Below are 12,715 nucleotides of genomic sequence, written 5' to 3'. Positions count from 1 at the left end.
AGACGACGTGCATCGATGTACGGGACCAGGAGTGAACCGCACCCAGCTGTGACCGCGCTCACGACCGTAGGTTTGATGCGTCACCGAGAGCGTGGAGTGGGTGTGTCGCAACTAGAGGCGGTGCTGTTCGACATGGACGGCACCCTCGTCGACAGCGAGAAGGTATGGGACGTCGGTCTACGGGAGCTTGCCCACAGGTACGGGGGAGAGCTGTCCGTCGCGGCCCGTACCCGGATGGTCGGCACCAGCATGTCGGAGTCGATGGACATCCTCCACATCGACATCGCGCAGCCATGGCGGGACGTCGAGGCGAGCGTCACCTGGCTGGAGGACCGGGTGTGCAAACTGTTCGCCGAGGGGCTGATCTGGCGGCCCGGCGCCCGTGAACTGCTCGCCGACGTCAGGGCGGCGGGAATACCCACCGCCCTGGTCACCGCGACGCGCCGACGGCTGGTGGACGTCGCGCTGGAGACCATCGGCGCGCACAACTTCGATGTCGTGGTCTGCGGCGACGAGGTGGGCAACGCCAAACCGCACCCCGAGCCGTACCTGACGGCCGCCGCCAAGCTCGGAGCGCAGGCGGCGCGGTGCGTCGCGATCGAGGACTCACCGACCGGTGTGGCGAGCGCCAAGGCGGCCGGCTGTCTCGTGGTCGCGGTGCCGTGCGAGGTGGCGCTCATCCCGATGGACGGCGTCGTCACGATCGACAGCCTCACGGCGACCGATGCGGTGACCCTGCGGAGCCTGGTCGCGCGGCGCGCCGTCGCCTGAGCCGCCGTACTCGCACCTGGCACGGTACGGCGGCCAGCCGTTCCTCGGCGTCGGTCCAGTGTCGCTCGACGGGCTCGCGCAGCTCGCGGCCCCGCACGGTCAGGTACGCGCGCACGATAGGTCGGTCTCCGTCCCAAGCGGGTCAGCCGACCGCTCCCGCCGGTTCGCAGACCCTCATCGTGCCGAGGACGGCGGCGGTGGTGGGCGCCGCGAGCTCGCTGACCAGTTGCCCGTCGGAGAGGAAGAGGACCCGGTCGGCGTAGCGGGCGACGTCGGCGTGCCGGCTCACGATCACCACCGTCTGCCCGAAGTCCCGCGCCGCGTTGCGCAGGAAGCCCAGAACCTCCGCGCCGGACCGGGCGTCCAGATCGCCGGTGGGCTCGTCGGCGAAGATCACCCGTGGCCGGGGTAGGAGGGCCCGGGCACAGGCCACCCGCTGCTGCTGTCCGCCCGACAGCTGCCCCGGGCGGTGACGCAGCAGGTCGCGCACGCCGGCGGTGTCGACGACGGCGTCGAACCACCGCCGGTCGGGCGCGCGACCGATGATGGACAGCGGCAGGAGGATGTTCTCCTCCACGGTCAGCGCGGTCAGCAGGTTGGACTGCTGGAACACGAAGCCGACCCGGTCGCGCCGCAGTCGGACCCGGCTTCGGTCGCACAGCGCGGTGACCGGTGTGTCGTCGATGTACACGTCGCCGCCGGTGACCGGATCCAGACCGGCCAGGCAGTGCAGCAGGGTCGACTTACCCGAGCCCGCCGGCCCCATGATGACGGTGAGCGCTCCGCGGGTCAGCTCCAGGTTGACGCCGCGCAGTGCCGCCACCCGGACCTCGCCGTCGCCGTACACCTTCCACACGTCGACGGCGCGGACCGCCGTCTCGTCCTTCCGCACCGCGTTCTCGGTGTGCACGCCGTTCATGAGTGTCACCGTTCCTCCGTCCGGTCTCCGTCGTGGTCCTGATGACGATGATCGGCGCATCGACGGCTGGACACGTCCACCCCGCGACGGAGTTCGTCACCGGTTTCCGGCTCAGGGAAAACCGGCAGGGTCTGTCCGGGACATCCCTGAGCCCGCCGGCGTTCACCAGGGCATGGACGCTCGGGGTCGGCGGGCAGGGGGCGTCGCACCCGCTCGGGGTGGAACGACCCCTGCCCACCGGACGGTGGTCTACTCGTACCCGATCGCGGCGAGCACGTTGAGCCGGGCCGCCCGGATGGCCGGGATGACGGCGGCGGCCACGCCGACCAGGGCGCCGGCCACGAGGTAGGCCACCATCAGGCCCCACGGCAACGACAGCTCGGTGATCCCCTTGTCCTTGAGCGCGTGGACGACCGCCGCGCCCAGGGCGGCACCCACCACGATCCCGAGCAGCGAACCGAACAGCGAGATCACCACCGACTCGACAGTGATCATCCGCATCGTCTGGCCGCGACGCAGCCCGATCGCCCGCAGCATGCCCAGCTCGCGGGTGCGCTCCAGCACCGACAGCACCAGCGTGTTGACGATGCCCAGCACCGCGATCACCATGGCCACCCCGAGCAGCACCTGCACGATCGTCAGGACGATGTCGAAGACCTTCGTCGCGTCACCGATCCACTCACTGCGGGTGACGACGTTGACCTCCGGGCTGTCCCGCAGGATCCGGTCGATCTGCCCCTTGGTCGCCGTGACGTTCGCACCCGACCGCAGCTTGATGAACGCCTGCGTGGGGGTCGCCGCCCGGAAGCCCGAGGCGGCGTCCCGCCAGGGGACCAGGATGCCGCCGCCGCCCGGGTTGGCGTTGCCGGTGAAGATGCCAACTACCCGGAACGTGCGGGCGTCGCCGCGCGACAGTTGGACGGAGACGCTGGCGCCGACCGTCCAGTGCCGCTTGCTCGCCGTTGCGTCGTCGACGAGGATCTCACCGGCGCCGAGCCGGTCGAGCCGGCCGTCCTTGGCCTTGAGCTTGAGGATGCGCGCGGCGGCCGCCTGGTCGTCGAAGGCGCCGACGAACAACTGCCGGCCGTCGGCCATCCCCATGTCGTAGGCCTCGGCGGCCACCGAGTCCACAGTGGGCAGCCCACGCACCTGCCGCAGCGCGGCCGGGTCGATCGCCGGCGGGATCGGCCCTGTCTGCTGCCCGGCGATTATCAGGTCGGCCTGGATCTGCTCGTTGACGAGCTTGGTGATGCTGTCACTCACCGACGCGAAGATGGTGCTGATGCCGGTGACCAGCGCGATGCTGATCATCATGGCGGCGGCGGTGATGGCCGTCCGCCGCGGGTTGCGCGCCGAGTTGCGCCGCCCCAGCTGGCCCGGCACCGACCAGGCGAACAGGCGGCCCAGCAGCGACACCACCGGCCGGCCGAGCAGCGGCGTCAGCAGGGCGACCGCGATGAAGGTGGCGAAGACCCCGCCGACCACCCACCCGATCGTGTTTCCGTGCGCCTTGCCGGACAGGCCGAAGACCAGCGCCGAACCGCCGCCGGCCAGCAGGACCCCGCCGGCCACCGTCAACCGGGTCAGCGGCCGGTCGCTGGCGCTGGCCTGACGCATCGCCGCGATGGGTGGCACGCGTGCGGCCTGAACCGCCGGCATCAGCGCGGCGGCGATCGTCACACCGATACCGACGACGAACGACACGATCCAGGCGGCCGGCGGAACGCCGACCCCGGCGGCCGTCAGTCCGCCGCTGAGCTTCGCCAACGCGAACGCCCCGGCGGCGCCGATGCCGACGCCCAGCGCGAGCCCGACCAGCCAGGAGACCACCCCGATCAGCGAGGCCTCGAGCAGGACCGAGCGGATCACCTGGCCCCGGCTGGCGCCCATCGCGCGCAGCAGCGCCAGCTCCTGGGTCCGCTGGGCGACGATGATCGAGAAGGTGTTGAGGATCAGGAACACCCCGACCAGCAGCGCCACGGCCGCGAAGCCCAGCAGGACGTACGTGACGAACGACAGCGCCTTCTTGACCTGGTCGGCCTGCTTCTTGGCCAGGTCGGCACCGGTGTCCACCTGGTAGGCCGGGCCCAGGTCGGCGCGCAGCGCGTCGCGTACCTTCGTCAGGTCCTTCTTGTCGGTGACCGTGACGTCGATGACGTTGTACACGTTCGGCGCGCCGAGCATGAGGCGCTGGGCGACCGGCTCGGTGAACGCGACCGTCTGCTCGCCGCCGATGGAGTCCCGGCCTCCGGCGTACCCGAAGACGCCCACCACCGTGAACGTCTTCTTGGGTTCGAGGGTGAGCACGCCGATCTGATCGCCGACCCGGAAGTTGCCGAGCGTCGCGACGCCCGCGTCGATGGCGACCTCGTCGTCGGCACGCGGCCCGCGGCCCTCCCGCAATGAGATGAGCTGATCTTCGCCGTGCCAGCTGGCGCCGTACCGGGGCGCGCCGGGGGCGCCGCCGAGCTTCTTGCCGTTGTGCCCGACCGCCCGGGCGCCTTCGGCGAGCACGGCGCCGGTGGCCTTCGCCACCCCGGGATCCGCGGCGACCCTGGACACCATGTCGGCCGGGATGTTGGCCGGCGCGCCGTCCTGGCCGGGGCCGGTGACCTTCGGCTTGGCCGTGACCTGGATGTCGGTGTACGAGTACACGTTGGTGAACAGCGAGTCGAAGGTGCGGCCGAGCGTGTCCGACAGCACGAACGCGCCGGACACGAACATCACCGCCAACACCACCGCCAGGCCGCTCAACAGCAGGCGCAGCTTGCGCGACAGCAGACTCTTGAGTGTGGCGCGCAGCATCACACGGCCCCGGAGCCGGCCGCGGCCGCCTCGGCCGAGGTGACGTCGAGGCGCTTGAGCCGTTCGAGCACCGCCTCGGAGGTCGGTTCGCGCAGCTCGTCGACGATCCGGCCGTCGGCCAGGAAGATGACGCGGTCGGCGTACGAGGCGGCGCCCGCGTCGTGGGTGACCATGACGATGGTCTGCCCGTACTCGCGCACCGAGCTGCGCAGGAAGCTCAGCACCTCGGCGCCCGAACGGGAGTCGAGGTTGCCGGTGGGTTCGTCGGCGAAGATGACCTCCGGCCGGGCCACCAGCGCCCGGGCGCAGGCGACGCGCTGCTGCTGTCCGCCGGACAGTTGGGTCGGGCGGTGACGCAGCCGGTCGCGCAGGCCGACCGTGTCGACCACGGTGTCGAACCACTGCCGGTCGGGCTTGCGTCCGGCGATCGACAGCGGCAGCAGGATGTTCTCCTCCGCGGTGAGCGTGGGCAGCAGGTTGAACTGCTGGAAGATGAAGCCGACCTTGTCCCGGCGCAGGTCGGTGAGCGCCCGGTCACCCAGCCCGGACACCCGGGTGTCGCCCACGAAGACCTCGCCCCGCGTCACCGTGTCCAACCCCGCGAGGCAGTGCATCAGGGTCGACTTGCCCGACCCCGACGGTCCCATGATCGCGGTGAATCGACCGCGTTCGAGCTCCACACTGACCCCGTGCAGCGCGACGACCTGGGCCTCGCCACTGCCGTATACCTTCCACACATCCACCGCGCGGGCGGCGACGTCGACCGCTGTCGGGAGTGCCGTGGTCACATCAAGTCCTTTCGAAGGTCCCCGTTGATTCGGCAACGACGGTAGAGGGAGTAGGCGAACGGGGCCCCGCTTGCGGCGGATACCCGTCACCCGCGTACGACGTACGGTGTACGGGGATTACGGTAGCCGCCGTCGCAGCCGTACGCGAGGCCTTTTCGGCCCGGGGACGGCGACACGGGTGTCGATGGCGGACAGGCGGAGGCTGCGGCCGTGGAGCGGTGCCTTGGCCACGTGGCCGGGCGGGGCTGCGACGGCTCCGGCGACGCGAACGGCATCACTCCGCGCCGGGGACCTCCTCGCCGGCCGGCAGGAGCGCGCCCGGCCGGTCGGCCGTCCCCGGGTACGGCGGGGGAGTGCCGCCGTACTCCGGGCAGTGCGCCTGGTGGGCGCACCAGCCGCACAGCCGGCTGGGCTTGGGGCGGAAGTCGCCGGTCTGGGTGGCGCGCTCGATCGCCTGCCACAGCGCCAGCAGGTTGCGCTCGAAGCGCAACAGTTCGTCGGCGTCCGGGCTGTAGTCGCACACCTCGGTGTCGCGCAGGTAGAGCAGGCGCAGCACGCGCGGCACGACGCCGTGGATGCGCCACAGCACGAGCGCGTAGAACTTCAACTGGAACAGCGCGCGCGCCTCGAACGCCTCACGCGGCGCGCCGCCGGTCTTGTAGTCGACCACCCGCATGTCTCCGGCCGGGGAGACGTCCAGCCGGTCGACGTAGCCCCGGATGAGCAGCCCGTCGCCGATCACCGACTCGATGAGCGTCTCGCGCTGGGCGGGCTCCAGCCGCCGTGGATCCTCCATCGCGAAGTATCCGCTCAGCAGGTCGGTCGCCGAGGCGAGGAACTCCGCGGGGGTGAGGTCCGCGTCCGGTGCGAACAGGTCGGCCAGATCCGCCTGCTCGGCCAGCAGCCGCTCCCACTGTGGCGAGACCAGTTCGGCGGCGCGTTCCGGGGTGCGGTCGGCGGCCGGCAGGTCGAACAGGTGCTCCAGGACCGCGTGCACCAGCGTGCCCCGCACCTGGTCCGGGGTCGGCTGCTCGGGGAGTCGGTCGATGGTGCGGAAGCGGAACAGCAGCGGGCAGGTCTTGAAGTCGGCCGCGCGCGAGGGCGACAGCGACGGCGGCCGTGGCGCGTCGCCCGCCGGCGGGCTCACCACCTCGGGTCCTGTCGGCTCTGCGGGATCCCTGACCATTTCGACCGTCATGCGGGACAGGTTAGGCGAGCCGTGTGACGAAACCGCCCGGAAGTGCCGTGGGGCGTGTGTGCCGTCAGCCGGGTGGCCGGTGGGCCCGGCCGCCGGCCACCCTCACCGCGAGGCTGGAGCGGCCTCGGGCGAGGATGTGGTGGGAATTCTCCGTGGCGGCGACGCCGCGGATCCGCTCATCGCCAAGGAGACCGTACGGTGACCGTTCCGCAGCCCAACACCCCGACCACGCCCGACTCCGCGAGCGTCGGCGGCGACGGCAGGGGTGAACTGCCCCGGGTGCGGCGGGGTCCCTTCCAACCCGGCGACCGGGTGCAGCTCACCGATCCCAAGGGCCGCATGCACACCCTCGTGCTGCAGCCCGGCAAGACGTTCCACACCCACCGCGGCGGGCTCGAGCACGACGACCTGATCGGGCGTCCGGAGGGCAGCGTGGTGACCTCCAGCGGCGGCACCGCGTACCTGGCGCTGCGGCCCCTGCTGGCCGACTACGTGCTGTCGATGCCGCGCGGCGCGCAGGTCATCTACCCCAAGGATGCGGCGCAGATCGTCGCGATGGGTGACATTTTCCCGGGCGCCAGGGTGCTCGAGGCCGGCGCCGGCTCCGGTTCGCTGACCTGCTCCCTGCTCCGCGCGGTCGGGCCGACCGGGCAGGTCACCTCGTACGAGCTCCGCCCGGAGTTCGCCGACGTCGCGCGGCGCAACGTCGACGCGTTCTTCGGAGCGGTGCCGCCCAACTGGACGCTGCGGGTCGGTGACGTGGCGGGCTGTGACGAGACCGGGTTCGACCGGATAATCCTCGACATGCTGACCCCGTGGGAGGTGCTCGACGTGGTCGACCGCGCGCTCGTGCCGGGCGGGGTGTTCATCGGGTACGTGGCGACCACCCCCCAGTTGTCGGAACTGGTCGAGGCGCTGCGCGAGCGGGGCGGGTTCACCGAGCCGAGGGCGTGGGAGAGCCTGGTGCGCGACTGGCACGTCGAGGGTCTTGCCGTGCGCCCGGACCACCGTATGATCGCCCACACGGCGTTTCTGGTGAGCAGCCGTCGCCTGGCCCCCGGTGTGGTCGCCCCGCCCCGGCGCCGTAAGCCCAGCAAGGGCGCCGAGGCGTACGCGCTGCGCCGCGGCGCGGTCAACTCCGGCCTCGGCACGGGCGATGCGGACGGAGCTACGGCCGGCGGTCCCGCCCCGGACCCCGACGGCCTGGAGGTGACATGACGCTGCCCGGCTTCGGCAGCGAGATTCCTGCGGTCTTTCCGGACTGGTCGCCATACCAGGATCTGGACTCGGCGGCGCGGGCCTACCTGCGCGATCCCGAGATCGCCCTCGACTCGCTGTCGGGCGTGCTGCGCGGCTCCAGCGTGCTGGGGTTCACGCTGGAGCGGTTCGTCAACGACGTCAACGGGGTGTGGCAGGAGGTCGTCGTCTGCGACGGCACCCGGCTGGTGCTCTGGCACGGCGAGGACGTGCCGCCCGGCGACGGCCCGCCCGGCTCCATGACCTCGTCGGTGCGTGTCGTCGCGCTGTCCGCGGTCACCGAGGTGGGCTGCCGGCGACGACTGACCCGTACGCCGGCCGGGGTCGTCCGAGTGGACAGTATCGACGTGTACCTGTTGCTTACATCACTGGACGAAGGGAGCGGCGCGGCGGCCGCGGACGACCCGGCGTTGACGATGCGCCACGACGCGCTGCGGTTCGGCAAGACCCTCGACGACGGCGGCGCGGGTCAGATTGCGCGGTTGGAGGAGTTCGCCCGCCTGGTGGCCTCGCTGGTCGGCCGGCCGATGCTCTGAGCGGCCGACCGATGCACTGAGCGGCCGCCCGTCGGTCAGTCCTCGGCGTCCGGGCCGGCGACCGGCGCGCCGTCGCTGGCCCGCTGCACGTGAATGCACTCGCCCGGGCACTCCTTGGCGGCGTCGATGACGTCCAGGCGCAGGTGCGCGGGCACGTCGACCCGGGCGCCCTCCGCGAGCTGCAGCTCGCCGGAGTCGTCTTTGACATAGGCCAGGCCGTCGACGTCGAACTCGAAGACCTCGGGGGCGTACTGGACGCACAGCCCGTCGCCGGTGCAGAGCTTCTGGTCGACCCAGACCAGCAATTCATCAGTGTCGACAGCCATGTGGTTCCTCCCGGACGCGCCTCATCGGCGACGGTACCCGACGGGACATCGACCATGCAGCGCGCGCCCCCCGGATCGGTAACAGATCACGTCGTGGCGTTTGGTACGGGGCTTCTTGGGCGATCAGCAGTTAGTGTTAGAGCACGACGTTCAAAGCCCCGGGGAGGTGGGACGTGGCACGCAGCGACGACGCGGAGACGCGCGCCGCACGGTGGGAGAAGGACGCCCGCGATCTCTCCAACCAGGTCGCGTTCCTGCAGGAAGAGATCGCACTGCTGCGGCGCAAGCTGACCGAGAGTCCGCGACACGTGCGTCAGCTCGAAGAGCGGCTGGCGGCGGCTCAGGCTCAGATCGCCCGTATCACGGAGAACAACGAGCGCCTGGTCGCGACGCTCAAGGAAGCGCGTGCGCAGATCATCACGCTCAAGGAGGAGGTCGACCGCCTGGCGCAGCCGCCGAGCGGGTACGGCATCTTCCTCGGCAAGCACGACGACGGCACCGTGGATGTCTTCACCGGCGGGCGGAAGCTGCGTGTCGCCGTATCTCCCGCGCTCGACGTCGATGACCTTCGACGGGGCCAGGAGGTGCTGCTCAACGATGCCCTCAACATCGTCGACGCGTTCGGCTTCGAGCGCAGCGGCGAGGTCGTCATGCTCAAGGAGGTTCTCGAGGGTGGCGACCGCGCCCTCGTGATCTCTCACGCCGACGAGGAGCGCATCGTGTTCCTCGCCGAGACGCTGCTCGACGCCCCGCTCCGCGCGGGCGACTCGCTCATGATCGAACCGCGTTCGGCGTACGCGTACGAGCGGATCCCCAAGAGCGAGGTCGAGGAGCTGGTGCTGGAGGAGGTGCCCGACGTCGACTACGCCGACATCGGTGGCCTCGGTCGGCAGATCGAGCAGATCCGCGACGCCGTGGAGCTGCCGTTCCTGCACTCCGACCTGTTCCGTGAGCACCAGCTGCGCCCGCCGAAGGGTGTCCTGCTCTACGGCCCGCCCGGCTGTGGCAAGACCCTGATCGCCAAGGCGGTGGCCAACTCGCTGGCCAAGCAGATCGCCGAGAAGCGCGGTGAGGAGAAGCGCGCCAGCTACTTCCTCAACATCAAGGGTCCGGAGCTGCTCAACAAGTACGTGGGTGAGACCGAGCGGCACATCCGGCTGATCTTCCAGCGGGCCCGGGAGAAGGCCAGCGAGGGCACGCCGGTCATCGTGTTCTTCGACGAGATGGACTCGGTGTTCCGCACCCGCGGCTCCGGCGTCTCCTCGGACGTGGAAAACACGATCGTCCCGCAGCTGCTCAGCGAGATCGACGGGGTCGAGGGCCTGGAGAACGTCATCGTCATCGGCGCCTCCAACCGGGAAGACATGATCGACCCGGCGATCCTGCGCCCCGGACGGCTCGACGTGAAGATCAAGATTGAGCGTCCGGACGCTGAGGCGGCCAAGGACATCTTCAGCAAGTACATCCTGACCGACCTGCCGCTGCACGAGGACGACCTGGGCGAGCACGGGCACTCCAGCGAGGCGACGGTGGCGGCGATGATCGACGCCACGGTCATGCGGATGTACGCCGAGAGCGAGGAGAACCGGTTCCTCGAGGTCACCTACGCCAACGGTGACAAGGAGGTCCTGTACTTCAAGGACTTCAACTCGGGCGCGATGATCCAGAACATCGTCGACCGCGGCAAGAAGATGGCCATCAAGGACTTCCTGGCCAACGGGCAGAAGGGGCTGCGCCTGCAGCACCTGCTGGACGCCTGCGTCGACGAGTTCCGGGAGAACGAGGATCTGCCCAACACGACCAACCCCGACGACTGGGCCCGCATCTCCGGCAAGAAGGGCGAGCGGATCGTCTACATCCGCACGCTCGTCTCCGGCGGAAAGGGCGCCGAGTCCGGCCGGTCGATCGAGACCGCCAGCAACACCGGCCAGTACCTGTAGGGGTCGAAACTTCGGGGCGCCCGCGACCGGCGGGCGCCCCGAAGTCGTCAGGCGATCATGGTTTCCGGCGGGGAGGTGGCCGCGCGCGGCCGCGGTAACGCCCGCCACGTCCGGTCACCGATTCACAGCGCCGCGCCGTAGGCTCGTTGCAGGGGCTCAAGGGCGGCGACCCGGGTGCGCACGCTTGCGCCCGGGTGATGCGAGGGAGCGGGCATGAGCGGGCGTAGCGAGCGAATCAGCGGGCGCAGGGCGGATGAGCCTCATGGCGCCGCTGAGCGGAGCGAGGCGGCGGCATGAGCGGGCGTAGCGAGCGAATCAGCGGGCGTAGCGAGGCGGTGGCATGAGCGTCCGGCGGGTAATAGGCACCGAGGTCGAGTACGGCGTGTCGGTGCCGGGGCAGCCCGGTGCCAACCCGATGGTCACCTCGTCACAGGTCGTCAACGCCTACGGCGCCCGGCCCGAGTTGACCCGGGGCGGGCGCGCCCGGTGGGACTACGAGGAGGAGTCGCCGCTGCGGGACGCCCGCGGCTTCAGCTACTCCGGCGCCCTCTACGACCCCGCCGAGGCGCTCGCCGACGAGGACCTGGGCCTGGCCAACGTGATACTGACCAACGGCGCACGGCTCTACGTCGACCACGCCCACCCGGAGTACTCGACGCCCGAGGTGACCAACCCCCGCGACCTGGTGCTGTGGGACAAGGCGGGGGAGCGGGTGATGGCCGAGGCGTCCCGGCGGGCGGCGACGATCCCGGGATCGCACCCCATCCACCTGTACAAGAACAACACCGACAACAAGGGCGCCAGCTACGGTGCCCACGAGAACTACCTGATGCGCCGTTCGACGCCGTTCGCCGACATCGTCGTTCATTTGACGCCGTTTTTCGTCACCCGCCAAATTGTCTGCGGTGCGGGTCGGGTCGGCATCGGCCAGGACGGCTCCACCCCCGGCTTCCAGATCTCTCAGCGCGCGGACTTCTTCGAAGTCGAGGTGGGGCTCGAGACGACGCTCAAGCGACCGATCATCAACACCCGGGACGAGCCGCACTCGGATGCCGACAAGTACCGGCGGCTGCACGTCATCATCGGCGACGCCAACGTCTCGGAGATCTCCACCTACCTGAAGGTCGGCACCACGTCCCTGGTGCTGGCCATGATCGAGGAGAAGGCTCTCCCCGGCGACCTCGGCATCGCCGATCCCGTGACCGAGCTCAAGGCCGTCAGCCACGACCCGTCGCTCAAGCACCTCATCCGCATGCGCGACGGGCGGCGGTTGTCCGCGCTGGACATCCAGTGGGCGTTCTACGAGCGGGCCCGCGCGTTCGCGGAGGCGCGCCGGGGCGACGACAGCGCCGAGGAGATCACCTTCGACGTGCTGAACCGCTGGGAGAGCGTCCTCGACCGTCTCGGTCGCGATCCCGGCCTGTGCGCCGACGAGCTGGACTGGGTGGCGAAGCTGCGGCTGCTGGAGGGCTACCGCGAACGCGAGTCCCTCGGGTGGGCGTCGCACAAGCTGCAACTGGTCGACCTGCAGTACTCGGACGTGCGGCCGGAGAAGGGTCTCTACCACCGCCTGGTCGCCCGGGGCGCGATGAAGACGCTGTTCGCCGACGACGAGGTGCGCCGCGCGATGGTCGAGCCACCGGACGATACCCGCGCCTACTTCCGCGGCCGCTGTCTGGCGCAGTACGCCTCCGAGGTCGTCGCCGCGAGCTGGGACTCGGTGATCTTCGACGTGGGCCGGGAGTCCCTGGTGCGGGTTCCGATGATGGAGCCGGAGCGCGGAACCAGAAAGCACGTGGGCGCACTGTTCGACCGCTGCGCAAGCGCGAAGGATCTGCTTGAGGCGATCACCTCCGGGTAACGTCGGAGGATCGCGGTACGTTGACACGCACAGCACGCACCGGCAGTGTCCCAGAGGAGGCCCCCATGGCAACTCGTGAACCCGGCGGACGGTCGCAGTCGAGCCGTTCCCGCCGCGACGAAGAGATCGACGAGGCGCCGGCCCCTGAGGCCAGTGCCGAAGTGACCGAGCGCAACGAGCAGCTGACCGAGGACGTGGACGATCTGCTCGACGAGATCGACTCCGTGCTCGAAGAGAACGCAGAAGAATTTGTCCGAGGCTACGTGCAGAAAGGGGGCGAATGAGGCTAACCGGTAAAACCGGATATGCCTATG

11 protein-coding genes are annotated in these 12,715 nt (G+C 70.2%); 6 read left to right on the top strand and 5 right to left on the bottom strand.

The features are described 5' to 3' along the window. Positions 1 to 120 precede the first annotated feature (120 nt). Positions 121 to 771 carry an HAD-IA family hydrolase gene (locus tag HC031_RS21095; RefSeq protein WP_167927133.1) on the top strand — a complete coding sequence of 217 codons (651 nt, stop codon included), beginning with the start codon at positions 121 to 123 and terminating at the stop codon, positions 769 to 771. A 142-nt stretch (positions 772 to 913) separates the two neighbouring features. Here HC031_RS21095 and HC031_RS21090 read toward each other — a convergent pair whose 3' ends face one another. The 4 genes from HC031_RS21090 to HC031_RS21075 all read right to left on the bottom strand — a co-directional run bounded on the left by HC031_RS21090 (position 914) and on the right by HC031_RS21075 (position 6,469). Beyond that, positions 914 to 1,690 carry an ABC transporter ATP-binding protein gene (locus tag HC031_RS21090; RefSeq protein ID WP_167927132.1) on the bottom strand — a complete coding sequence of 259 codons (777 nt, stop codon included), beginning with the start codon at positions 1,688 to 1,690 and terminating at the stop codon, positions 914 to 916. 249 nt (positions 1,691 to 1,939) lie between these two features. Continuing rightward, positions 1,940 to 4,495 (bottom strand): ABC transporter permease, encoded by a 2,556-nt coding sequence (locus tag HC031_RS21085; protein WP_167927094.1) that lies wholly within the window; start codon positions 4,493 to 4,495, stop codon positions 1,940 to 1,942. Beyond that, positions 4,495 to 5,283, bottom strand: coding sequence for an ATP-binding cassette domain-containing protein (locus HC031_RS21080; protein WP_167927093.1), 789 nt, complete (start codon positions 5,281 to 5,283; stop codon positions 4,495 to 4,497). The genes HC031_RS21085 and HC031_RS21080 overlap by 1 nt, the downstream gene beginning before the upstream one ends. 274 nt (positions 5,284 to 5,557) lie before the next feature. Then, the gene (locus tag HC031_RS21075) at positions 5,558 to 6,469 is read right to left on the bottom strand and encodes a RecB family exonuclease (RefSeq protein ID WP_167927131.1); all 912 of its coding nucleotides are present in this window, start codon (positions 6,467 to 6,469) and stop codon (positions 5,558 to 5,560) included. Between the two features lie 282 nt (positions 6,470 to 6,751). On the opposite strand from HC031_RS21075, the gene HC031_RS21070 reads away from it, so the two are divergent. After that, positions 6,752 to 7,699 carry a tRNA (adenine-N1)-methyltransferase gene (locus HC031_RS21070; protein ID WP_167927130.1) on the top strand — a complete coding sequence of 316 codons (948 nt, stop codon included), beginning with the start codon at positions 6,752 to 6,754 and terminating at the stop codon, positions 7,697 to 7,699. Further along, positions 7,696 to 8,274: a hypothetical protein gene (locus HC031_RS21065; protein ID WP_167927092.1), complete on the top strand. Its 579-nt coding sequence runs from the start codon at positions 7,696 to 7,698 to the stop codon at positions 8,272 to 8,274. The genes HC031_RS21070 and HC031_RS21065 overlap by 4 nt, the downstream gene beginning before the upstream one ends. Positions 8,275 to 8,309: 35 nt before the next feature. Here HC031_RS21065 and HC031_RS21060 read toward each other — a convergent pair whose 3' ends face one another. Next, positions 8,310 to 8,600 (bottom strand): ferredoxin, encoded by a 291-nt coding sequence (locus HC031_RS21060; protein WP_167927091.1) that lies wholly within the window; start codon positions 8,598 to 8,600, stop codon positions 8,310 to 8,312. A gap of 173 nt (positions 8,601 to 8,773) precedes the next feature. On the opposite strand from HC031_RS21060, the gene arc reads away from it, so the two are divergent. The 3 genes from arc (at position 8,774) to HC031_RS21045 (ending at position 12,685) form a co-directional block, all read left to right on the top strand. Further along, entirely contained in the window at positions 8,774 to 10,540 is a 1,767-nt protein-coding gene (gene arc, locus HC031_RS21055; protein ID WP_167927090.1) for a proteasome ATPase, read from the top strand. Positions 10,541 to 10,880: 340 nt separating this feature from the next. Further along, on the top strand, positions 10,881 to 12,401 hold the full coding sequence (gene dop, locus HC031_RS21050; RefSeq protein ID WP_167927089.1) for a depupylase/deamidase Dop: 1,521 nt from the start codon (positions 10,881 to 10,883) through the stop codon (positions 12,399 to 12,401). A 65-nt stretch (positions 12,402 to 12,466) separates the two neighbouring features. Continuing rightward, positions 12,467 to 12,685 (top strand): ubiquitin-like protein Pup, encoded by a 219-nt coding sequence (locus HC031_RS21045; RefSeq protein WP_167927088.1) that lies wholly within the window; start codon positions 12,467 to 12,469, stop codon positions 12,683 to 12,685. The last annotated feature ends 30 nt before the right edge of the window (positions 12,686 to 12,715 follow it).

This window comes from Planosporangium thailandense, from assembly GCF_011947195.1.
Classification (GTDB): Bacteria; Actinomycetota; Actinomycetes; order Mycobacteriales; family Micromonosporaceae; genus Planosporangium; species Planosporangium thailandense.
Note: the sequence above shows the minus strand (reverse complement) of the source record. Positions and strands in the feature narration are given on the sequence as shown.